Annotated in this window: 17 protein-coding genes; 7 read left to right on the forward strand and 10 right to left on the reverse strand. The window is 56.0% G+C overall.

Annotated features, from left to right (window positions below; translation table 11 throughout):
• Window positions 1-265 precede the first annotated feature (265 nt).
• The 3 genes from ppc (at window position 266) to CKO_RS12990 (ending at window position 5868) form a co-directional block, all read left to right on the forward strand.
• On the forward strand, window positions 266-2917 hold the full coding sequence (ppc, locus tag CKO_RS12980) for a phosphoenolpyruvate carboxylase (RefSeq protein WP_012133836.1): 2652 nt from the start codon (window positions 266-268) through the stop codon (window positions 2915-2917).
• 218 nt (window positions 2918-3135) lie between these two features.
• Window positions 3136-4869: a phosphoethanolamine transferase CptA gene (locus CKO_RS12985; protein ID WP_012133837.1), complete on the forward strand. Its 1734-nt coding sequence runs from the start codon at window positions 3136-3138 to the stop codon at window positions 4867-4869.
• Window positions 4870-5007: 138 nt separating this feature from the next.
• Complete coding sequence (locus tag CKO_RS12990) at window positions 5008-5868, forward strand: AraC family transcriptional regulator (RefSeq protein WP_012133838.1); 861 nt, start codon at window positions 5008-5010, stop codon at window positions 5866-5868.
• Here CKO_RS12990 and CKO_RS12995 read toward each other — a convergent pair.
• From CKO_RS12995 to CKO_RS13015, 5 genes are all read right to left on the reverse strand, one after another.
• The gene (locus tag CKO_RS12995; RefSeq protein ID WP_012133839.1) at window positions 5855-6211 is read right to left on the reverse strand and encodes a PTS fructose-like transporter subunit IIB; all 357 of its coding nucleotides are present in this window, start codon (window positions 6209-6211) and stop codon (window positions 5855-5857) included. The genes CKO_RS12990 and CKO_RS12995 overlap by 14 nt on opposite strands.
• 1 nt (window position 6212) lies before the next feature.
• Window positions 6213-7091, reverse strand: a complete 879-nt coding sequence (locus CKO_RS13000; protein WP_024130657.1) for a [formate-C-acetyltransferase]-activating enzyme — start codon at window positions 7089-7091, stop codon at window positions 6213-6215.
• Window positions 7057-9354 (reverse strand): formate C-acetyltransferase, encoded by a 2298-nt coding sequence (locus CKO_RS13005; RefSeq protein WP_012133841.1) that lies wholly within the window; start codon window positions 9352-9354, stop codon window positions 7057-7059. Before CKO_RS13005 ends, CKO_RS13000 begins: the two co-directional genes overlap by 35 nt.
• A gap of 112 nt (window positions 9355-9466) precedes the next feature.
• Complete coding sequence (locus CKO_RS13010; RefSeq protein WP_024130658.1) at window positions 9467-9787, reverse strand: PTS fructose-like transporter subunit IIB; 321 nt, start codon at window positions 9785-9787, stop codon at window positions 9467-9469.
• A 14-nt stretch (window positions 9788-9801) separates the two neighbouring features.
• Window positions 9802-10881, reverse strand: a complete 1080-nt coding sequence (locus tag CKO_RS13015; RefSeq protein WP_012133843.1) for a PTS fructose transporter subunit EIIC — start codon at window positions 10879-10881, stop codon at window positions 9802-9804.
• 308 nt (window positions 10882-11189) lie between these two features.
• Here CKO_RS13015 and ptsP point away from each other — a divergent pair, with 308 nt between their 5' ends.
• From ptsP to gldA, 3 genes are read left to right on the forward strand one after another with little or no spacing between them, the layout of a single operon-like run.
• A complete protein-coding gene (ptsP, locus tag CKO_RS13020) occupies window positions 11190-13691 on the forward strand; it encodes a phosphoenolpyruvate--protein phosphotransferase (RefSeq protein WP_012133845.1) in 2502 nt (833 codons plus the stop codon).
• Between the two features lie 11 nt (window positions 13692-13702).
• Window positions 13703-14365: a fructose-6-phosphate aldolase gene (gene fsa / locus CKO_RS13025; RefSeq protein ID WP_012133846.1), complete on the forward strand. Its 663-nt coding sequence runs from the start codon at window positions 13703-13705 to the stop codon at window positions 14363-14365.
• A 12-nt stretch (window positions 14366-14377) separates the two neighbouring features.
• On the forward strand, window positions 14378-15481 hold the full coding sequence (gene gldA / locus CKO_RS13030; RefSeq protein WP_012133847.1) for a bifunctional L-1,2-propanediol dehydrogenase/glycerol dehydrogenase: 1104 nt from the start codon (window positions 14378-14380) through the stop codon (window positions 15479-15481).
• 98 nt (window positions 15482-15579) lie between these two features.
• Here the strand turns inward: gldA and katG are convergent, their stop codons facing one another.
• From katG to CKO_RS13045, 3 genes are all read right to left on the reverse strand, one after another.
• Complete coding sequence (katG, locus tag CKO_RS13035; protein ID WP_012133848.1) at window positions 15580-17760, reverse strand: catalase/peroxidase HPI; 2181 nt, start codon at window positions 17758-17760, stop codon at window positions 15580-15582.
• 162 nt (window positions 17761-17922) lie between these two features.
• Window positions 17923-18813 (reverse strand): methylenetetrahydrofolate reductase, encoded by an 891-nt coding sequence (gene metF / locus CKO_RS13040; protein WP_012133849.1) that lies wholly within the window; start codon window positions 18811-18813, stop codon window positions 17923-17925.
• Window positions 18814-18970: 157 nt separating this feature from the next.
• On the reverse strand, window positions 18971-19879 hold the full coding sequence (locus tag CKO_RS13045) for a LysR family transcriptional regulator (RefSeq protein ID WP_012133850.1): 909 nt from the start codon (window positions 19877-19879) through the stop codon (window positions 18971-18973).
• A gap of 91 nt (window positions 19880-19970) precedes the next feature.
• Between CKO_RS13045 and CKO_RS13050 the strand changes: the two genes are divergently transcribed.
• Window positions 19971-20342, forward strand: coding sequence for a carboxymuconolactone decarboxylase family protein (locus tag CKO_RS13050; RefSeq protein WP_012133851.1), 372 nt, complete (start codon window positions 19971-19973; stop codon window positions 20340-20342).
• A gap of 80 nt (window positions 20343-20422) precedes the next feature.
• Here the strand turns inward: CKO_RS13050 and metL are convergent, their stop codons facing one another.
• Both metL and metB read right to left on the reverse strand, forming a co-directional pair.
• The gene (gene metL / locus CKO_RS13055; protein WP_012133852.1) at window positions 20423-22855 is read right to left on the reverse strand and encodes a bifunctional aspartate kinase/homoserine dehydrogenase II; all 2433 of its coding nucleotides are present in this window, start codon (window positions 22853-22855) and stop codon (window positions 20423-20425) included.
• A gap of 2 nt (window positions 22856-22857) precedes the next feature.
• Window positions 22858-24018 carry a cystathionine gamma-synthase gene (gene metB / locus CKO_RS13060; protein ID WP_012133853.1) on the reverse strand — a complete coding sequence of 387 codons (1161 nt, stop codon included), beginning with the start codon at window positions 24016-24018 and terminating at the stop codon, window positions 22858-22860.
• Between the last annotated feature and the right edge of the window lie 179 nt (window positions 24019-24197).

The raw sequence follows: 24197 nt of genomic DNA on the forward strand, positions 1-24197 counted from the left end.
TTTAGTGGTAAGCGAGGTGATTTATTAACATTTCCATAAGCAACGCTTATTTGATTCGATGTGAATTAAATTACGTAAATTCCCGTCATTTATTCGTTTGCTGAACCGATTTCGCAGCAATTGACGTCAGGTGTTTTACGTGGCTTTATAAAGATAAGAAGTGATGTAAAAAATTAAAGTCCGAAAGATTTCACGTTGCAGCCAACGCCGCTGTGACGCGAAAGATACAGGACATATTCAAAACAGATGGGGTGTCTGGGATCATATGAACGAACAATATTCCGCGTTGCGTAGTAATGTCAGTATGCTCGGCAAAGTGCTGGGAGAAACCATCAAGGATGCGCTGGGAGAGAACATTCTTGATCGCGTAGAAACAATCCGTAAGCTGTCTAAATCATCTCGCGCTGGCAATGAAGCGAATCGCCAGGAGTTGCTCACCACGCTACAGAATCTGTCCAACGACGAGCTGCTGCCTGTTGCCCGCGCGTTTAGTCAGTTCCTGAACCTGGCCAATACCGCCGAGCAGTACCACAGCATTTCGCCGCAGGGCGAAGCTGCCAGCAACCCGGAAGTGATTGCCCGCACCCTGCGTAAACTGAAAGATCAACCCAATCTCGACGAAGCCACCATCAAAAACGCGGTGGAGTCGTTATCTCTGGAACTGGTACTGACCGCACACCCTACCGAGATCACTCGCCGCACGCTGATTCACAAAATGGGCGAAGTCAACGCCTGTCTGAAGCAGCTCGATAACAAAGAGATCGCGGATTACGAACGTAATCAGCTCATGCGCCGTCTGCGCCAGCTGATCGCCCAGTCCTGGCATACGGATGAAATCCGTAAAAACCGCCCAAGTCCGGTCGACGAAGCCAAATGGGGCTTTGCGGTGGTTGAAAACAGCCTGTGGGAAGGGGTGCCAAATTATCTACGTGAGTTGAATGAACAACTGGAAGAGCATCTGGGCTACAAACTGCCGGTGGATTTTGTTCCGGTGCGTTTCACCTCCTGGATGGGCGGCGACCGTGACGGCAACCCGAACGTAACGGCTGATGTCACCCGCCACGTTCTCCTGTTGAGCCGCTGGAAAGCCACCGATCTGTTCCTGAAAGATATTCAGGTTCTGATTTCTGAGCTGTCGATGGTCGACGCCACGCCGGAACTGCTGGCGCTGGTCGGCGAAGAAGGCGCATCAGAACCTTACCGCTACCTGATGAAAAGCCTGCGTTCCCGCCTGATGGCAACGCAAGCCTGGCTGGAAGCGCGTCTGAAAGGCGAGAAACTGCCGAAACCCGCTGGCCTGCTGACGCAAAACGAGCAGTTGTGGGAGCCGCTGTACGCCTGTTATCAGTCTCTGCAAGCGTGCGGCATGGGCATCATCGCCAATGGCGAACTGCTTGATACCCTGCGCCGGGTGAAATGCTTTGGCGTGCCGCTGGTGCGCATTGATATTCGCCAGGAGAGCACCCGCCATACCGAAGCGCTGGGCGAGCTGACGCGTTATCTGGGCATCGGCGATTATGAAAGCTGGTCCGAAGCCGATAAACAGGCTTTCCTGATCCGCGAACTCAACTCCAAGCGTCCGCTGCTGCCTCGTCAGTGGGAACCGAGCGACGACACCCGCGAAGTGCTTGAGACCTGTCAAGTGATTGCCGAAGCGCCGCTGGGTTCCATCGCCGCTTACGTTATCTCTATGGCGAAAACGCCGTCCGACGTGCTGGCCGTGCATCTGTTGTTGAAAGAAGCCGGGATTAGCTTTGCCATGCCGGTTGCGCCGCTGTTCGAAACGCTGGACGACCTGAACAACGCCGACGCGGTAATGACTCAGTTGCTGAATATCGACTGGTATCGCGGCTTTATTCAGGGCAAACAGATGGTCATGATTGGCTACTCTGACTCGGCGAAAGACGCAGGCGTAATGGCCGCCTCCTGGGCGCAGTATCAGGCTCAGGACGCGCTGATCAAAACCTGTGAAAAAGCCGGAATTGAGCTGACGCTGTTCCACGGTCGCGGCGGTTCCATTGGCCGTGGCGGCGCGCCTGCTCATGCCGCGCTGCTTTCCCAACCGCCGGGCAGCCTGAAAGGCGGCCTGCGCGTGACCGAACAGGGTGAGATGATCCGCTTTAAGTACGGCCTGCCTGAAGTCACCATCAGCAGCCTGTCCCTGTACACCGGCGCGATTCTGGAAGCCAACCTGCTGCCGCCGCCGGAGCCGAAAAATTCGTGGCGTCATATCATGGACGAGCTGTCCGTGATCTCCTGCGACCTGTATCGCGGCTATGTCCGCGAGAATAAAGACTTCGTCCCGTACTTCCGTTCCGCAACGCCAGAACAGGAACTGGGCAAGCTGCCGCTCGGTTCGCGCCCGGCAAAACGTCGCCCGACAGGCGGGGTTGAATCCCTGCGCGCCATTCCCTGGATCTTCGCCTGGACGCAAAACCGCCTGATGCTCCCGGCCTGGCTGGGTGCGGGCACCGCGCTGCAAAAAGTCGTTGAAGATGGCAAGCAAAGCGAACTGGAGGCCATGTGCCGCGACTGGCCGTTCTTCTCCACGCGCCTCGGCATGCTGGAGATGGTGTTCTCTAAAGCCGACCTGTGGCTGGCGGAATACTACGATCAACGCCTGGTCAAAAAAGCGCTGTGGCCACTGGGTGAAGAGTTACGCAACCTGCTGGCAGAGGACATCAAAGTGGTGCTGGCGATTGCCAACGATTCCCATCTGATGGCCGACCTGCCGTGGATTGCCGAGTCTATCCAGTTAAGGAATGTGTATACCGACCCGCTGAACGTATTGCAGGCGGAGCTTTTACACCGTTCCCGTCTTGCAGAAGAGCAAGGTAAAGATCCAGACCCGCGCGTCGAGCAGGCGCTGATGGTCACGATTGCGGGCGTGGCTGCGGGGATGCGTAATACCGGCTAACCCACACGCATCGTCATATCCCCTCTCGCCCGCCCGGGCGAGAGGGCTTTGAAATATTTCTGTAATAATCGCCTGTTTTTCAATATATTCCTGCCTGCGTTTTGTTCACTCTGCTGAATACGCCATCAACAAGAATAGGTCACTGGCATCGCCATACTTAAGGTTCTCTTAATGATTTGTCGCTACGTTGGCGACTCGAATAAAAACAGGCTTCATATATGTTCTTCACACACACATCTGCTAAACCTTCGTTTAGCTGGAAAGCCCTTGGCTGGGCGCTACTCTATTTTTGGTTCTTCTCTACATTACTTCAGGCCGTTATTTGCATCAGCGGCTATAGCGGCACCAACGGGCTGCGTGACTCACTGCTTTTCAGTTCGCTCTGGCTGATCCCGGTATTTTTATTTCCCCGTCATACCCGCGCGATTGCCGCCGTTATTGGCGTTGTACTCTGGGCCTCTTCGCTGGCGGCGCTCAGTTATTATGTCATTTACGGGCAGGAATTCTCGCAAAGCGTTCTGTATGTCATGTTTGAAACAAACGCGAACGAAGCCAGCGAGTACTTGAGCCAGTATTTCAGTCTGAAGATTATCCTTATCGCCCTGGCCTATACCGCCGTGGCAATCCTGCTGTGGACGCGTTTAAAGCCAATATATATTCCCGCGCCGTGGCGCTGGTTAGTCTCCTTTGCATTGTTATACGGCCTTATTCTGCATCCGATCGCCGTCGGGACGTTTATCAAACATAAGCCGTTTGAGCAGACATTAGGCGGCCTCGCCTCGCGTATGGAACCCGCTGCGCCGTGGCAGTTTATCAATGGCTATTATCAATATAATCAGCAACTCACGTCGCTGAATAGTCTGCTTAACGAGAACAACGCGCTGCCTCCGTTAACGAATTTTAAAGATAACTCCGGTGATGCGCCGCGTACGTTAGTGCTGGTTATCGGCGAGTCAACCCAGCGTGGTCGCATGAGTCTGTACGGTTATCCGCGAGAAACCACGCCAGAGCTGGACGCGTTGCATAAAAGCGATCCGGGTCTGACCGTATTCAATAACGTCGTCACCTCCCGGCCATATACGATTGAAATTCTGCAACAGGCGCTGACCTTCGCCAATGAAAAGAACCCGGATCTGTATCTAACGAAACCGTCGCTGATGAACATGATGAAACAGGCAGGTTATAAGACGTTCTGGATCACCAATCAGCAGACGATGACCGCGCGTAATACGATGCTGACCGTATTCTCGAAACAGACCGACAAGCAGTTTTATATGAATCAGCAGCGTACTCAAAGCGCGCGGGAATATGACACCAACGTTCTGGCGCCCTTTAAAGACGTAATGGCCGACCCGGCACCGAAGAAATTTATTATCGTTCACCTGCTGGGAACACATATCAAATACAAATTCCGCTACCCAGAGAATCAGGGAAAATTTGACGGTCAAACCGATCATATCCCTGCGGGCGTGGGCGAAGACGAACAGGATATTTATAACGATTACGATAACGCGAATCTGTATAACGACCATGTCGTCGCCAGCCTGATTCAGGACTATAAAACGACTGACCCGAACGGTTTTCTGCTCTACTTCTCCGATCACGGTGAAGAAGTGTATGACACGCCGCCGCACAAAACGCAGGGACGTAACGAAGACAACCCTACGCGTCATATGTATACGGTGCCGTTCCTGTTATGGACGTCAGAAAAGTGGCAGGCCGCACACCCGCGCGATCTCTCGGCATATGTTGACCGCAAGTACAGCAGCTCTGAACTTATCCATACCTGGTCCGACTTAGCGGGGCTGACCTACGACGGGTTCGACCCGACGCGCTCCATCACCAGCCCGCAGTTCAAAGCGATCACGCGCTGGATTGGCAACCCGTATAAGAAAAACGCGTTGATTGATTACGATACCCTGCCTTACGGGGATCATGTAGGGAATCAGTAACGGCATCGCCGGATGGCGCTGACGCTTATCCGGCCTACAAAATGCATAACCCGTGTACCGCCATCCGGCAATTATCGCTTGAGGCGGTTTACGTTCAACGTTACTGTTTCCTCTGTCTGCGCTCTGCAAGGGATCAACATGTACCATGACGTCAGCCACCTTCTCTCCCGTCTGATTAACGGCCCTATGGCGCTACGGCAGGTTTTTTTCGCCAATACCAGCGGTACGGCGCCCGAACTGGCGTATCAGGTTGATTTTCCACGCCTGGAGATGGTGCTGGAGGGGGAGTTCACCGATACAGGCATCCCGGCCGCGCCCGTGACGCTCATCGCTGGCGACGTTCTGTATGTTCCGGCAGGCAGCTGGAACTTCCCGCAGTGGCAAACGCCCGTCACCACGCTCAGCATCCTGTTTGGCAAGCAGCAATTAGGTTTCAGCGTTGTTCACTGGGACGGCAAACAATATCAGAATCTTGCGAAGCAGCATGTCGCACGTCGAGGCCCACGTATTGGCTCCTTCCTGCTGCAAACGCTCAATGAAATGCAGATGCAGCCGCAGGAACAGCAGACGGCCCGATTAATTGTCGCCAGCCTGTTGAGCCACTGCCGCGATCTGCTGGGCAGCCAAATCCAGACGGCGTCACGGAGTCAGGCGCTTTTTGAAGCGATTCGCAACTATATCGATGAGCGTTACGCTTCCCCGCTCACCCGCGAATCGGTGGCGCAGGCGTTTTATATTTCGCCAAACTACCTTTCTCATCTGTTTCAAAAAACAGGCGCTATCGGCTTTAACGAATATCTGAATCACACACGGCTGGAACACGCGAAAACGCTGCTGAAGGGTTACGATCTGAAAGTCAAAGAAGTGGCTCACACCTGTGGATTTGTCGACAGCAACTATTTCTGCCGCCTGTTTCGTAAAAATACGGAGCGTTCTCCGTCAGAATATCGTCGGCAGTACCACAGCCAGTTGACGGAAAAGAAGGCTACTCCAGAATAAGATGCGTATGCTGCGGCGCGGTGAGCAGTTTACGCACGGCGCTCATCACCCGCTGAGGTTCGCGAAGAAAGGCGTTAATTCCTGACTGAACATACCGACTCTGAATAAAACGCTCCGCGCCCGCCAGTTCAATATCCGTAATCAGCAACACAACATCCGCCCGGTTGATATCCTCCTCCGTTAAGCGATTTTCCGTGCCCAGCGCCCCCTGGGTTTCAATTTTAATGTTCCATTTTTCCTGCTGGCAGAGCTTCTCCAGGCGTTCGGCGGCCATATAGGTATGCGCCACGCCGCTGACGCAGGCGGTAACGGCAACCAGATAACGTACAGTTGAGACTGTCATATTAACCTCCCACAGTAACCAGAAACCCGGCTCGCTCTGCCAACGCCTGCATTTCCGCCACCTCTTGCGGCGAGGGTACAGGCACATCTTTCATTGCCCACGGCTGCCCAAGCAGACGGTATTTCGCTTCACCATACTGATGAAACGGTAGCAGGTGCACCTGATTAATCCCTGACGATAGCAACACCGCCAACGCTCGCTGCATATTCTCAACGTTGAGCGTGTAGCCCGGAATCAACGGCAAACGGGGGATGACCGTAATCCCCTCGTTTACCAGTAAACGCAGGTTATCCAGCACGCGTGGTAAATTCATTTTGACCACCTCATGCGCCTGGCGCGGCTCCATAATCTTTAAATCAAACAGCACTTCATCACACGCTTTAGCCAGCGGTAGCAACCGACTGGCAGGCGCGTCGCCTGCGGTTTCAATCGCGCAGGAAATGCCGAAACGTCGCAGACGTTGCAAAAACCGCGTGGCAAACGCCGCCTGCATTAATACTTCACCGCCAGAAAGCGTGACGCCGCCGCCGGAGGTGCGAAAAAAGAGTTCGTCTTTCATCACCTCGCGTTCCAGTTCATCCAGCGTAATATCGCGCCCGATACGTTCAAACGCCCCGGAAGGACACTCATCCGCATCACGCAAGCAGGGCGAGCAGTGCAGACATTTACTCTCCCGCCGCACCGTTTCGATGCGTGGAGAAATAGATTCTGGATTGGCGCACCACGGACAGGTATGCGGGCAGCCTTTAAAAAAGACCACCGTACGGATTCCCTGCCCGTCATTCAACGAATAACGCTGAATGTTGAAAATACGTGCGACATCATCAGCGCTCGTTTCCAGATTCTTACAGCTGATGCGCGGTGCGGCGAATGATGTCATCCTGGATCTCCTTCGACAGCTCGACAAAGAAGGCACTGTAACCCGCCACGCGCACCACCAGCCCGGCGAAATCCTGCGGGCGCAATTGCGCTTCACGCAACGTATCCGCATTCAACACGTTAAACTGAATATGCTGTAGCTTAAGCTGGGTAAAGGCGCGCAGAAAATCCGCCAGTTTGCGCAAGCCGGCCTCACCTTCCAGCGTCGCGGGCGTAAACTTCACGTTGAGCAGCGTACCGTTAGAAAGCAGCGTGTTATCCAGTTTACTTACTGATTTCAGCAGCGCCGTCGGCCCCTGCATATCCTGGCCGAGCATTGGCGACAACCCGCCGTCTGCCAGCTGTTCCCCGGAAAAACGGCCATCCGGCGTCGCCCCCACCACCGAACCCAGCGGCACATGCGCGGAGACGGTGTATGAACCCGGTGTAAATTGCCCACCGCGCGGGTTCTGGTATTTCTCCACCTCTTTACAGTAATGGCGCAGCAGTTCAGCGCTGATGTTATCCACATCATCAATATCATTACCGTATTTCTCGAAGCGGTTAATCAGCCGGGCACGAATTCTCTCACCTTCCGGCGTCGCAAAGTTCGCCTTTAACACCGCCAGCAGTTCATCGAAACGTAAACGTTGCTGATCAAATACCAGCCCTTTTAACGCGTGCAGGGAGTCGCTCAGATTAGCAATGCCAATCCCCTGTACGCCAGAGAAGTTATAACGCGCGCCGCCATCGGTAATATCACGGCCTTTATCCAGGCAGTCGCTGATAAACGAGGAAAGCAGCGGTACCGGCGCCCAGTCACGGTGGCCGATATCGCAAATATTACTGCCTTCCACCATCAGCGTAATGTAATGGCTGATTTTGGCGCGAATATGCGCCAACAGATCTTCGTACGTCAGCGTGCGGTTTCCTTCATTCTCATACAGGCTGATTTCCATCACTTTCAGCAGGTTGAACATGGCGATGTCATGCAGGCCGTAGGTTCTGCCCGGAATCGACAGCTCCACACACCCCACTACCGCGTAATCACGGGCGTCCTCCAGCGAAACACCCCGGTTCAGGAACGCGGGCACAACCACTTCATCATTAAAGATCTGCGGAATACCGGTGCCGAGGCGAATCGTCTCCGCCGTTTTCATCAGGAAGGGCGTGTCAATCAGCGCATTGGTACGCACGCCAAGGTTCGGCTGCGGCAACTGCACATTCTGGTACGCGTCAAGACAGAGAAAAGAGAGCACGTTCACCGCACTGCGTCCGTTCTCCGTCAATCCCCCAAGCAATGCGGTGTAACCGGTCGGGAATCCGGCGAAATAGCGTGCGCTGCTGGTCGAACGTAACAGCACGATGTCGTTACATTTTACCCACAGCGATTCGAGGAGTTCTTTTAAAAATGCCGGGTCTTCGCCCTGGCTCAGCGATGCCTGATAAAACGGCAGCATATACTGGTCAAAACGCCCCAGCGAGAGCGAGCTGGCGTTAGACTCATATTGCAGAATGATGTTCATGTACCAGAACAGCTGGCACGCCTGCCAGAAGGTTTGCGGCTTGTGCTGCATGTTATGTCGGGAGTTCGCGGCAATGGTGAGCAACTCCTGACGCCGACGCGCATCCAGGCAACTTTCCGCCATTTTCTCCGCCAGCGTCGCGTAACGCAGAATGTGGCCTTGCGAAGCCTCCAGCAGCAGCAACGCCGCCTGGTAAAAGTGATTGTCCGGCTGCTGCTGGCAGTGTTGCCGCACTTGCGCCACCAGTTCACCCAGACCGTGATTCAACAGCCGCGGGTAATCAATAATAATGTGCCCCTGCCCTTTATCCGTCTGGTTAACGCTAAAAATCTGCGTGCTGACGGCGGCTTTCACGTCATCGGTCATCTGGCCGTTGATGAAATCCTTCATCGACCGTTTTTCCCAGTACGGGAACAGCACCTCGCGGTAGAGGCGCTTATCGTCCTCGCTGATGTCAAAACGGTCCTGTGGACGCGTCGGGAACTGATCTAACTCGTTAAGTAACCAGTACGGATCCATTTCCGGCGACATAATCCCCGCCCGCGGTTTCACCGTACGGTTCCCGGCAATCAACTCCTCATCACGAATCGAAATTTCAACATGCTCAAGGATATACGCCGTCGCTTTAGCGCGACGCAATATGACCGGCTCTCCCTCTGTCTGCTGATAGCTGGCGGTATACAGCTGCGCGCGCTCAAGCGAAATTTCACGGTTATTCTGGAAAAGTGCGGCTTTAAGGCGCTGGGTACGATTCGTCATGAGGAACTCCTGTAGGCAAGCTTGTTGCCGGATGGCGGCGTGAGCGCCTTATCCGGCCTACGGGGATTAACATCGTAGGCCCGATAAGCTTGCGCCATCGGGCATTCTAACGTTAAGCAATTTGCGAAAGATGCGCGTCAATTTTGTTCATAATGGCATCGGCGCGTTTTACCGCATCGCTGATGTTGACGCGGACAATGGTTTTACCCGCAAAGCGTTCCTCAAACTTGATGCCGATATCTTTGGTCAGAATCACCATATCCGCATCCGCCACATCCGCCGCAGTCAGTTCGTTTTCCAGACCAATCGAGCCCTGGGTCTCGACTTTGACTTCCCAGCCTTTCGCTTTGGCCGCGCTTTCCAGCGCTTCGGCCGCCATATAGGTGTGTGCGACACCAGAAGGACATGCTGTTACTGCGATAATCTTCGTCATGGCTCATTCCTCACTTAATTCATCTCAAACTCTAAATCCAGGTCGTCTTCTTTCTCATCAACCTGAGACACTTTCTTACGCGCCAGACTTTTCAGCACGTTAACGCAGATTGCCGTCACTACCGCCCCGACAGCGACTGCCGCGATATAACCCAGCTTGCCTTCCACAACCGGCAGAACAATCAGCCCACCCCAGCCGGCATAACACTGCGCGCCAAACAGCGCAGCCGTTACTGCACCACAGGCAGAGCCAACCATAATGGATGGGATCACGCGCAGCGGATCGGCGGCGGCGAAGGGAATCGCGCCTTCCGTGACCCCAACGCAGCCCATTACCAACGCGGCTTTACCGGCTTCACGTTCTTCAGAAGAGAAGTTTTTACGACCAACCAGCGTTGCCAGGCCCAGACCCAGCGGCGGAACGCAGATACCCACCGCAGCAATCGCCACCACGCTGTATACGCCCTGCGCCACGCAAATCAGCATGAAGGCGTAGGCCACTTTGTTAATCGGGCCGCCCATATCGAAGGCCAGCATCAACCCCATGATGACCGCCAGCAGCACGATGCTGCCCTGCTGCATTCCTTGCAGCCATTGGGTCAGGCTGGTGGTTAACGCGCCAACCGGTTCGCCCAGCCCCCACATCATGATGCCTGCGGTAATGAAGGTGCCGACGATAGGGATAACGAAGATAGGCATCACCGAGCGCAATACCTTATGCACCGGGATTTTCTTCAGATAATGCACGACGATACCGCCGATAATCCCGGCAATGAGCGCGCCAAAGAACCCGGCGCCAAAGCTGTTGCCCACCCAGGCGCCGATCGCGCAAGGCGCCAGCGCGGAACGTTCAGCAATGGAGTAACCGATATAGGCGGCGAGAAAAGGCACCATCAGCGTCAGCCCTGCGACGCCAATATCAAAAAGCTTCTTGAGATTAGGATCGGTCGCGGCATCGGGAACAGCGCCTTTGCCATACAGCATGACGGAAACCGCCAGCAAGATCCCACCCGCTACGACGAAGGGGATCATATGCGAAACACCGGTCATCAGATGTTGACGGGTGTTTTTCAGGATCTGCACCAACTCTTTCATAAGTCGCTCCCGGGCCACTTCAGGCCCCTATCCATAACGTTGTTGTGGCAAACAATAGGCAATCCAACGCGGCGCAGACAGTGGATAAAAAGGCCATTTACTGGATTTTTGTAATATCAGTACAAAAATGCGATCCGCCTCATAACTTATCAAACCTCAGAAATAAGATGCCGCACTCCGACTTGTGAAGTGTCTCGCAATTTGACGTGTATGTTACATTTGTCCAGCGTTTGGCAGTTTTGTCACATGGCACTATGCGGCAACGCCCTTTTATCCTGTAGCCAGAAAATCGTTATGGGAGAAAGGCAATGGCCCTGATTGTGGAATTTACCTGTGAGCTGCCCAATGGCGTACACGCCCGCCCGGCAAGCCACGTTGAGACGCTGTGCAATACCTTTACCTCACACATTGAGTGGCATAACCTGCGCACCGACCGTAAAGGCAACGCCAAAAGCGCGCTGGCGCTGATTGGCACCGACACGCTGGCAGGCGACGCCTGTCAGTTATTAATTTCAGGTACGGACGAACAGGATGCCCACCAGCGCCTGAGCCAATGGCTGCGCGATGAATTCCCCCTTTGCGATGCGCCTCTGGCGGAGATCAAAAACAGTGAGCTGGAGCCGCTTCCGGCATCGCTGACAAACCTGAACCCGCTGTTTTTTCGCGCCCGCGCCGTCTGCACCGGCAGCGCAGGCGGCGTTCTGACGCAGCTCTCCTCGCTGGATCTCAATACGCTCGGCGAACTCCCTGCTGCCAGTGATATAGAGACCGAGCAATCTGCGCTGGATAACGGCTTAACGCTGCTGATAAAGAATATTGCGTTCCGCCAGCTCGACAGCGACGGCGCCACCAGCGCTATTCTGGAAGCCCACCGTTCGCTGGCTGGCGACACCTCCCTGCGCCAACATTTGCTGGCAGGCGTTGCGCGCGGTTTAAGCTGTGCGCAGGCGATAGTCGAAAGCGCCGGACACTTTTGTGATGAGTTTGCCCGTTCCAGCAGCCGCTATTTACAGGAACGCGCGCTGGACGTACGCGACGTCTGCTTCCAGCTCCTGCAACAAATTTATGGCGAACAACGCTTCCCGGCGCCAGGCAAACTGACCCAACCCACCGTCTGTATGGCCGATGAACTCACCCCAAGCCAGTTCCTCGAACTGGACAAAACGTTTCTCAAAGGCTTGTTGTTAAAAAGCGGCGGTACGACTTCGCACACGGTTATTCTTGCCCGCTCATTCAACATTCCCACGCTGGTTGGCGTGGATATTGAGGCGCTAACGCCGTGGCTGCACCAGACGGTCTATATCGACGGCAACGCCGGTGCGATTGTCGTTGCGCCAGATGAACCCGTCACCCGTTACTACCAACAGGAAGCCCGCGTGCAGGACGCTTTACGCGAGCAGCAGCGTATCTGGCTGACCCAACAAGCGCGCACTGCCGACGGTATCCGTATGGAAGTGGCCGCCAACATTGCGCACTCCGTCGAAGCGCAAGCGGCATTCGGCAACGGCGCGGAAGCGGTTGGTCTGTTCCGTACAGAAATGCTGTATATGGACAGAACCAGTGCACCTTGCGAGAACGAGCTGTACAACATTTTTTGCCAGGCGCTGGAGTCCGCACAGGGCCGTAGCATTATTGTGCGCACGATGGATATCGGCGGTGACAAGCCCGTTGATTATCTGAACATTCCTGCGGAAGCCAACCCGTTCCTCGGCTATCGCGCCGTACGTATATATGAAGAGTACGCCACGCTGTTTACCACGCAGTTGCGATCGATCCTCCGCGCTTCCGCACACGGCAGCCTGAAAATCATGATCCCGATGATCTCCTCAATGGAAGAGATCCTGTGGGTCAAAGAGAAGCTGGCGGAGGCTAAACAGCAGTTACGCAACGAGCACGTCCCGTTTGATGAGAAGATCCCCCTCGGCATCATGCTGGAAGTGCCATCGGTGATGTTCATCATCGACCAGTGCTGTGAAGAAATTGATTTCTTCAGTATTGGCAGCAATGACCTGACGCAATATCTGCTGGCGGTCGATCGCGACAACGCCAAAGTCACCCGTCACTACAACAGCCTGAATCCGGCCTTCCTGCGCGCGCTGGATTTCGCCGTACAGGCGGTACATCGTCAGGGGAAATGGATTGGCCTGTGCGGTGAACTCGGCGCGAAAGGGTCAGTGTTGCCGCTGCTGGTCGGACTGGGGCTGGACGAGATCAGCATGAGCGCGCCGTCAATTCCTGCCGCTAAAGCGCGGATGGCGCAGCTCGACAGTCGTGCCTGTCGCCAGTTGCTGAATCAGGCGATGGCCTGTCGCACCTCGCTGGAAGTGGAGCATCTGCTGGCGCAATTCCGCATGGCCCAGCAGGACGCGCCGCTGGTCACCGCCCAGTGCATCACGCTTGATAGCGACTGGCGCAGCAAAGAAGAGGTGATCAAGGGGATGACCGACAACCTGCTGCTGGCAAGCCGCTGTCGCTACCCGCGCAAGCTGGAGGCCGACCTGTGGGCGCGTGAAGCCGTGTTCTCCACCGGGTTAGGGTTTAGCTTCGCCATTCCGCACAGCAAATCTGAACACATTGAGCAGTCCACCATCAGCGTGGCGCGTCTGAAAGCGCCGGTACGCTGGGGCGATGACGATGCGCAGTTCATCATCATGCTGACACTCAACAAACACGCCGCAGGCGACCAGCATATGCGCATTTTCTCACGCCTGGCCCGCCGCATTATGCACGAAGAATTCCGCAACGCGCTGGTCAACGCCGCATCTGCCGAGGCAATTGCCAGCCTGTTGCAACATGAACTTGAACTCTAAGAGGGAGCAAAATGGAACTCTATCTGGATACCGCGAACGTCGCGGAAGTCGAACGTCTGGCGCGCATCTTCCCTGTTGCTGGCGTCACCACCAACCCAAGCATTGTGGCGGCGAGTAAAGAATCCATCTGGGATGTACTGCCTCGCCTGCAAAAAGCCATCGGCGAAGAGGGAACGCTATTTGCCCAGACGATGAGCCGCGATGCGCAAGGAATGGTGGAAGAAGCCAAACGCCTGAGCAATGCCATTCCCGGTATTGTGGTGAAGATTCCGGTCACTGCCGAAGGTCTGGCGGCGATCAAACAGCTCAAAAAAGAAGGTATTACGACGCTGGGAACGGCTGTCTACAGCGCAACGCAGGGCTTGCTGGCGGCGCTGGCAGGCGCAAAATACGTCGCCCCGTATGTCAATCGGGTTGATGCCCAGGGCGGCGACGGCATCCGTATGGTGCAGGAACTGCAAACCTTACTGGAGATGCATGCGCCGGGCAGCATGGTACTGGCCGCCAGCTTTAAAACGCCGCGTCAGGCGCTGGATTGCTTACTCGCAGGATGCGAAGCAATCACCCTTCCTTTAGATGTAGCTCAACAAATGCTCAATACCCCTGCGATAGAGTCAGCTATAGGGAAGTTTGAGCAAGACTGGAATAACGCATTTGGCCACATCAACCTGTGAGGGAAATAAAGTATGGACCACATTATTCAATCTCCTGGTAAATACATCCAGGGTGCAGATGTCATCACACGTCTTGGAGAATATCTCAAACCCCTGGCCGAACGCTGGCTGGTGGTCGGAGACAAGTTTGTCTTAAATTTTGCCCAGTCCGCGCTGGAGAAAAGTTTCCAGGATGCCGGACTGGCTCTGGAAATCGCGCCATTTGGCGGCGAATGTTCGCAAAATGAAATCGATCGTCTGCGTATCGTCGCAGATAAAGCGCAGTGCGGCGCCGTTCTCGGCATCGGCGGCGGCAAAACGCTGGATACCGCGAAAGCGCTGGCCCACTTTATGGATGTCCCGGTCGCTATCGCGCCGACCATCGCCTCTACCGATGCCCCCTGTAGCGCGCTTTCCGTGATCTACACCGATGCAGGCGAGTTTGAACGCTATCTGATGCTGCCGCGTAACCCGAATATGGTGATTGTTGATACCAAAATTGTCGCGGGCGCGCCCGCACGTCTGCTGGCTGCCGGTATCGGCGATGCGCTGGCGACCTGGTTTGAAGCGCGCGCCTGTTCACGCAGCGGCGCGACCACGATGGCGGGCGGCAAGTGTACACAGGCGGCGCTCGCGCTGGCGGAGTTGTGCTATAACACGCTGATCGAAGAGGGTGAGAAGGCCATGCTGGCGGCTGAGCAGCATGTCGTCACGCCGGCGCTGGAACGCGTGATTGAAGCCAACACTTACCTGAGCGGCGTCGGTTTTGAAAGCGGCGGTCTGGCGGCGGCGCATGCCATACATAACGGCCTGACGGCGATTCCAGACGCGCATCACTACTATCACGGTGAGAAAGTGGCGTTCGGCACGCTGACGCAACTGGTACTGGAAAACGCGCCGGTTGAAGAGATCGAAACCGCTGCGGCGTTGTGCCATTCCGTTGGCCTGCCGATCACGCTGGCGCAACTGGATATTAAGCAGGATATTCCGGCGAAGATGCGCACGGTGGCGGAAGCCTCCTGCGCGGAAGGCGAAACCATTCACAACATGCCTGGCGGCGCCACGCCGGATCAGGTTTACGCCGCCCTGCTGGTTGCCGACCAGTACGGTCAGCGTTTCCTGCAAGAGTGGGAATAACGGTCAGGAGAGACAAAAAGCCCGCAGATCGTGCGGGCTTTTTTTATTTGCCGGATGGCGCTGACGCTCATCCGGCCTACACATTTTACTGAGATGGCTTACAGCAGATCGAAACGATCCAGGTTCATCACTTTCACCCATGCCGCGACGAAATCCTTCACGAATTTCTCACGCGCATCGCTGCTGGCGTAAACTTCCGCCAGGGCACGCAGTACCGAGTTAGAACCGAATACCAGGTCTGCGCGGGTAGCCGTGAATTTCACCTCACCGCTCAGGCGATCGCGGCCTTCGAACAGCTCTTTCGATTCGTCCGCCGCTTTCCACTCGTTACGCATATCCAGCAGATTCACAAAGAAATCATTGCTGAGTACGCCCGGGCGGTCGGTAAACACGCCATTCTGGCTGCCATCAAAGTTAGCGCCCAGAACGCGCATCCCACCCACCAGCGCCGTCATCTCCGGCGCGGTCAGCGTCAGCTGCTGCGCTTTATCAATCAGCAGTGACTCGGTGGTCGACACATCAAGCCGTGCGCGATAGTTACGGAAGCCGTCTGCGATCGGTTCGAGAAGCTCAAACATCTCGATATCCGTCTGATCCTGACGAGCATCCACACGGCCCGGCGCGAACGGCACGCTGATGCTGACGCCCGCCGCACTTGCTGCCTGCTCCACACCGACAACGCCCGCAAGGACGATGATATCGGCCAGAGACGCCTTCCCGGACGATTTCTGAATCTCTTCCAGAACCGGCAGAACGCGCGCCGCAGCGGCGTTCACATCCCAGTCTCGCTGCGGTGCTAAAGCCAGGCGAGCGCCGTTAGCGCCGCCACGTTTATCGCCGCCACGGAAGGTTGACGCAGATGCCCATGCAACCGACACCAGTTCGCTGACGGAAAGCCCGGACGCGGCAATCGCGGCCTTCAGGTTGACGATGTCTTCCTGGCTCGGATTAAATACCGGCTGCGGCAGCGGGTCCTGCCAAATCAGATCTTCTTTCGGTACTTCCGGTCCGATATAGCGCGCTTTTGGCCCCATATCCCTGTGCGTCAGTTTGAACCATGCGCGGGCGAATGCTTCGTTAAACGCCTGCGGATCGTTGAGGAAACGACGGGAAATTTTCTCGAATTCTGGATCGAAACGCAGCGTCAGGTCAGTCACCAGCATGGTAGGTTTACGTTTCTTCGACGGATCGAACGGATCGGGAATGATTTCTGGCGCATCAACCGCTTCGAACTGGATCGCGCCCGCCGGGCTGCGCGTCTGCACCCACTCGTATTTGAACAGGTTTTCGAAGAAGTAATTACTCCACTGGGTCGGCGTCTGCGACCAGACCACTTCCAGACCCGAGGTAATCGCATCGCCGCCTGCGCCGCTGCCGTAGTCACTGCTCCAGCCCAGCCCCTGCAATTCAATCGGCGCGGCTTCTGGATCAACGCCAACATGGGACGCCGCCGCCGCACCGTGGGTTTTACCCAGCGTGTGACCGCCGCCAATCAGCGCCACGGTTTCTTCGTCGTTCATGCCCATATTGCCGAACGTCGCGCGGATAGCCGCAGCGGCGGAAAGCGGTTCACCACTGTGATCCGGCCCTTCCGGGTTAACGTAGATAAGCCCCATTTCGGTGGCGCCTAACGGCGCTTTCGCCAGCGCTTCGGGATGACGGTGCGTCAGCCAGGCTTTCTCATCCCCCCAGTTCACATCAAGATCCGGTTCCCACACATCTTCACGCCCGGCGCCAAAACCGAACGTACGGAAACCGGAGTTCTCCAGCGCCACGTTACCCGCCAGAATAAACAGGTCGGCCCAAGAGATTTTCTGGCCATATTTCTGCTTGATAGGCCACAGCAGACGACGCGCCTTATCCAGGCTGACGTTGTCCGGCCAGGAGTTCAGCGGTGCAAAACGCTGCTGCCCGCGTCCGGCGCCGCCGCGCCCGTCGACGGAACGATAAGTGCCCGCGCCATGCCATGCCATACGAATAAACAGACCGGCATAGCTGCCCCAGTCCGCAGGCCACCACGGCTGAGAATCGGACAGGAGAGCTTTAAGATCCCCTTTCAGGGCGGAATAGTCGAGTTTGCTAAATTCTTTGCGGTAGTCGAAGTCCTCACCCAGCGGGTTCGAACGGTTGGAGTGCTGATTCAAAAGATCTACACGGAGTTGGTTAGGCCACCAGTCGTGGCTGCTGGTGCCAGCACCCGCGCTACGGTCGTGGCTGCCCTGATGGAAAGGGCACTTCCCGGTAGACAATGAATTATGGGTATCGTCAGACATGCTCATCTATATGCTCCCTCTACAGTGTTATCGTTACGATATACATCACCAACGATAAGATATAGTTGAAATAACCCACAGATTCGATAGCTAATATCTTTTAAATTTATGTATCAGGCGTCAGATCAAAATGTGCATAAAAAAGCCCTCCGAAGAGGGCTAATCATGTTACAGGCCGGGCCGCACACCCAACGTGTGGCAAATGGCGTAACTCATTTCAGCGCGGTTCAGGGTGTAGAAGTGGAAATCTTTCACGCCTTCACGGCTCAGGATCTTCACCATGTCCATCGCGATATTCGCCCCGACCAGCTTGCGGGTTTCCGCATCGTCATCCAGGCCGTCAAACATCTGTGACATCCACGCCGGAATGCGCACGTTAGTCATATCAGCGAATTTCTTCGCCTGCTTAAAGTTGGAGACCGGCAGAATTCCCGGAATAATTTCGACATCAATACCCGCAGAGACGCAGCGATCGCGAAAACGCAGGTAGCTTTCCACATCGAAGAAAAACTGGGTAATTGCGCGGTTAGCGCCAGCATCGACTTTGCGTTTCAGGTTGAGCAGATCCGCCTGCGCGCTTTTCGCTTCCGGGTGGACTTCCGGGTAAGCGGCGACGGAGATATCAAAATCGGCAACCTCTTTCAGTAAGCTGACCAGGTCAGCGGCATACATATCCGGCTTGCCGCTCCCCGGCGGCAGGTCGCCGCGCAGGGCAACAATATGACGGATACCGTTATTCCAGTAATCCTGGGCAATGGTACGCAGTTCATCGCGGGTGGCGTCGATGCAGGTCAGGTGCGGCGCGGCTTCCAGGCCCGTACGCTCTTTAATGCCTTTGATGATGCTGTGCGTGCGGTCGCGCTCACCGGAGTTGGCGCCGTAGGTTACGGAGACAAACTTCGGTTTCAGGCTGCTCAGTCGATCGATAGAGTTCCACAGGGTTTGCTCCATTTCACTGGTGCGCGGCGGGAAAAACTCGAACGAAACATTAATCTGACCCTGAACTTCCGCCAGGCTCTGATTCAGGGCTTCCCGCTGGTTGGCGTGAAAAAAGCTCATACCTTACCTCATCAATCGCATGTCATTATATGTTGTGTTGTGAACATCTATCCGTTTAGACGTCTGGATGTAAAAATGACCGAAAAGTGGGATGCCGTCAACAGAAAAATCACTGTTAAAGGTGAGGAATACTCAGACAACGTGAAAAAAATTCAAATCAGTCCGAAATAATGAAGGATTGCATCACAAGCGTATTTAACCACCGCAACCGTACAGCGTTCTCAGGCAGCATCACCAGCCCGGCACGAATACGTAATTCAGTGTCGCTAAGTGCGCGGAATATCACGCCCTGGCGCTGAATAGCGGCAAACGAGCCCGGGAGCAAACTCAGGCCATCACCGTGGGCGATTCGCGCGAGCAGCACATCATGTTCCAGCGGTTCTTCAAGGCAGGAGGGGGCGTAACCAGCGCGACGGAAAATGTGCCGGGTGTAGTCAAAAAAGGCCGGATTACGTTCCCGTTTGAACCAGAACAGCGGGCGGTGGTTAAGCGCAGCTAAGGAGAGCGACGTCAGGCTCGCTTCCGGCCAGACGGAGGGTAATGCGGCAATCAACGGTTCTTGCCAGTCGAGCGGCGTGACGGTTAACCCTGTGGCCTCAAGCGGCAGCGCCACCAGCGCCGCATCCAGTTTCCCCCGACGCGCCTGGCGTACCAGTTCAGGCGAACCATGACGCACAATATGCAGCCTCTCCACACGCGTATTCAGTTGCGCCTCCAGGGGGGCAAAAATCCCCTGCTCAAACGCGGTGCTCAGCCCTAAACGCAGCGATTGCGCGCCGGTTTGCGCCAGTTGATTCAGCGCAGCATACGTTTTGTCCTGCTGCGCCAGCAGCGGGCGGACGATTTCCAGCGCGCGCAGACCCTCATCCGTCAGCGTGAGTCCACGAGTATGACGGACAAAAAGCGTCACCCCCAGGCGTTCTTCAAGCTGGCGAATATGGCGGCTCAGCGGCGGTTGCGACATAAACAGTCGCTGTGCCGCGCGGCTCATATTGTTCTCTTCCGCCACCACGGCAAAGTAGCGTAGCAGGCGGATATCCAGAGAGTGCAAAGGGGATGTTGTCATACCGAAAAGGTATCACGGAAACGGTATTATCCAAATCATTCCGCGCCCCCTATCCTCACGCCACAGACTCCAGACAAACGAGGAATACACTATGCATTCAGAACGCTTTATTACCGGTCAAAAAATGCTGCAACAGGTGGATGGCAAGGGTGGCGATGCGGTGATCGAAAGTTTGCAAGACATTGCGCCAGATTTTGCCCGCTATCTGATCGAATTTCCGTTTGGCGATATCTATTCCCGGCCAGGGCTGGATTTACGCAGTCGGGAAATCGCAACCGTCGCCGCGTTAACCGCGCTGGGCAACGCCACGCCGCAGTTGAAGGTACATATTGCCGCCGCGCGACATGTGGGGTTAACGCAGGAGGAAATTATCGAAGTGATAATGCAGATGGCGGTTTATGCCGGTTTTCCGGCTGCGCTGAACGGTCTGTTCGCCGCAAAAGAGGTGTTTGCGACTCGGTGAATCGCCGGGTGGCGGCGTTGCCTTATCCGGCCTACATATTCCGTAGACCAGATAAGCGCAGCGCCATCCGGCAACAAATACTACAGCAGCTGCGCCAGGCGGTTGATATCCGACTGAATCGCCCCGGCGGTGACGTCACGACCGGCCCCCGGCCCACGGATCACCAGCGGATTGTCGCGATACCAGCGGCTTTCGATGGCAAAGACGTTATCGCACGGCAGCAGCGCCGCCAGCGGATGTTCCGGGCGCACCGCTTCAACGCCAACGCGCGCTTTACCGTTGGCGTCGAAACGCGCCACGTAGCGCAGCACCAGCCCCATTTCACGAGCGGCTTCCAGACGCTGTACCATCTGCTCATTCAGCTCATCGCCATTTTCAAAGAAGTGATCGACAGATCCCTCTTCGCAGTGTGCGGGCACCAGCGATTCAACGCGCACCTGGTCCGGCTCGATGTCGTAACCCGCTTCACGCGCCAGAATCACCAGCTTGCGCATCACATCTTTACCAGAAAGGTCAACGCGCGGGTCCGGCTCGGTCAGCCCCTGCTGCCAGGCCTGATCCACCAGATCGGTAAACGGTATGGAACCGTCAAATTGCAGGAACAGCCACGACAGCGTGCCGGAGAAGATCCCGCTGATCGACAGAATGGCATCGCCACTGTCAATCAGATCGCGCACCGTATAGTTGATCGGCAGGCCCGCGCCAACGGTCGCGTTATACAACCAGTGACGCCCGGTTTTTTCGAACGCGTCGTGGATCTGGCGATATTTATCGCTGGTGCTCGCCCCCGCCAGTTTATTGGCGCTGATGACGTGGAAGCCGTGGCTGGCGAAATCAAGATACTGATCGGCCAGTTGCTCGCTGGCGGTGACATCCAGCACCACCAGATCGTCATACGGGTGAGCGCGCATCCACAGGAACAGCGACTCTTCATCCTGCTCAATCGCTTCGTCGTTGAAGAACGCCAGCGCACGGCTGGCATCCAGCCCTTCGTAGTTCAGCAGGCTGCGACGGCTATCCACCACGCCCGCCAGGACAAATTCAAACCCGGTACGCGCGGAGAGCGTGCTCTGCTCGCGGGCAAACAGTTCCAGCCAGCGGGAACCGATGTTGCCTTTGCCGAACAGCACCAGGCCGATGCGTTTTTCCGCGCGAAAAATAGACTGGTGCAGCCCCTGAATCAGGCTTTCAGTCGGGCCGGTGCGCAGTACGGCCACCAGGCTGATCCCCTCTTCCGACTGCCAGGTAAATTCAACCGGCTGGCCTTTCAGCTGTTGCCAGAAGCGGTGGCAGTGCAGCGGGTTACGGGTGACGCCAGCGCCAACCATCGCGACCAGCGCCAGCCCCTGACGCAGGCGCAATTCGCCCGGCAGGCCCGCTTCATCAAGAATTTTTAATGCGCTATCAGCGACTTCAGAGGTGTAGCAGAATTGCAGCAGATGGCGATCGTTATGCACGCCAACCGCCAGCGGACGCACCTGCGCCCGTTTCAGAATCTGGTCGACGTCTCTCCAGGCCAGTTTAAAGTCCTGGCTGGCGGGCACCTGAAATTCAATCAGGCAGACGTCATCATGGCTGGTGACGATACGCGCCCCGGTGCCGGACGCCAGCACGCGTTCAATGCGCGTGGACCCCTGATCCGGCGTGTAGCTACAGCGCAACTGCAAATCGATATCGCTGCCGGAAACCGGCTGTAGGGTACGGGCGTGCAGAACCGGCGCGGCCAGACGCGCCAGCTCGCTGGCTTCATCCAGACGCAGCAGCGGCAGCAGACAGGCATCTTTCACTTTACGCGGGTCGGCGCTGTAAACCCCGGCCACATCGCTCCAGATGGTGACACGGGAAACCCCCGCCAGCGCGCCAATTTGCGTGGCGGAATAGTCAGAACCGTTACGGCCCAGCAGCACCGTCTCGCCCGCATTGCTGCGACTGATAAAACCGGTAACGACCAGACGCTTGCCCGGATGCTGCACCAGCAACTGTTGCAGTAACGGGTAAGAGAGACCTTCATCTACCTGCGGCTGCGCGGCGCGTTCAGCGCGTAAAAACTCACGCGCGTCCAGCCATGCCGACGCCAGTCCTTGCTCATTCAGCACTGCGGACATCAGACGCGCAGACCAGATCTCGCCGTGCCCGACGACTTCGGCATAAACGGCATCGGTCACGCCGCTGTCGAGCAGCGCGGCAAGACGCTCCAGATCGCTAATGAAAGCGCAGATCAGACCATCCGCAACGTCGGCGGGAAGCAGCCCGCTGATCAGATCGCTCTGATAGCGGCGTAACGTCTGTTGCACCTGATGCGCGGAGAGGCGGTCGGTCTGGCTTAACTTCAGCCAGCTAATCAACTGGTTGGTGGTACTACCGGCGGCGGAAACAACCATCATATCGTCAGGCTGCGAGTACTCCGCCATAATGCCTGCGACACGCAGATAACATTTCACGTCTGCCAGACTACTGCCACCAAATTTATGCAGTTGACGACCCTTCGCCCCTGCCTGCGCAATCACACTCATGTTTACCCCTTGTTTGCAGCCCGGAAGCCATTTTCCAGGTCGGCAATTAAATCTTCGCCATCTTCAATACCGGTGGAGATACGCAGCAGCGTCTCTGAAATTCCGGCGGCAGCACGCGCTTCTGGCGCCATGCCTGCATGTGTCATCGTTGCGGCGTGGGAGATCAGGCTTTCAACACCCCCTAAGGATTCCGCCAGCGTAAACAACGACAGCCCGCCCAGGAAACGACGCAGCGTCTGCTCATCGCCATCCAGTTCAAAACTCAACATTGCGCCAAAGCCTTTTTGCTGGCGCGCGGCAATCTCGTGCCCTTGATTATCCGGCAGCGACGGATGATACAGTTTTTTCACCAGCGGCTGGGTTTGCAGATAGTCCACAATGGCCTGGGCATTGCGCTGAGCCACGTCCATTCGCGGCACCAGAGTACGCAGCCCACGTAGCAGCAGATAGCTATCAAACGCGCCGCCGGTGACGCCAATATTATTGGCCCACCATGCCAGTTCGGTGACAATCTCTGGATCTTTCGCAATCACCACGCCAGCCACCACATCCGAATGGCCGTTTAAATATTTCGTGCATGAATGCAACACCAGATCGGCGCCCAACGCCAGCGGATTTTGCAGCGCAGGGCTTAAAAACGTGTTGTCCACAACGCTCACCGCGCCCGCTTCTCGCGACAGCTGGCAGATTTTCGCAATATCCACCACGCGTAACAACGGATTACTGGGGCTTTCCACCAGCACCAGCTTCGGTTTTTCCGCCAGCGCCGCTTTCAGCGCCTGCTCATCGCCTTGATCGACAAACAGCACGCGATAACAGCCCCGCTTCGCCAGGCTGTCAAACAGGCGATAGCTGCCGCCGTAGCAGTCGTGCGGCGCCACCAGCAGATCGCCCGGCTTCAGGAACACGGTCGTCACCAGCAGAATGGCCGACATCCCGGTATTGGTCAGCACCGCGCCCGTACCGCCCTCCAGCTCCGCCAGCGCGCGCTGAACCACATCACGCGTCGGATTTCCACGTCGCGAATAGTCATGGGCGCGAGGTTCATTAAAACCGGTGAAGTTATAGGTGCTGGAAAGGTGAATCGGCGGGACAACGCAACCGTACTGCTCGTCGTCATTTAACCCGCTACGCACTGCGATGGTGGCCTGTTTACGCGTCATGTTGAGAAGTTCCTGGGCTGAATCGGTGAAAAGTCAGGCACCAGAGTAAACATTGTTACAATAGACGTCAATACATCTGGACATCTAAACTTCTTTGCGTATAGATTGAGCAAACTGGAAATAGCCGTTAAAATTATATGCATTAGCGCACATCTACAAACGCTTAACCCGTGTCACGA

Origin of the sequence: Citrobacter koseri ATCC BAA-895 (genome assembly GCF_000018045.1) — a bacterium.
Lineage (GTDB): Bacteria > Pseudomonadota > Gammaproteobacteria > Enterobacterales > Enterobacteriaceae > Citrobacter_B > Citrobacter_B koseri.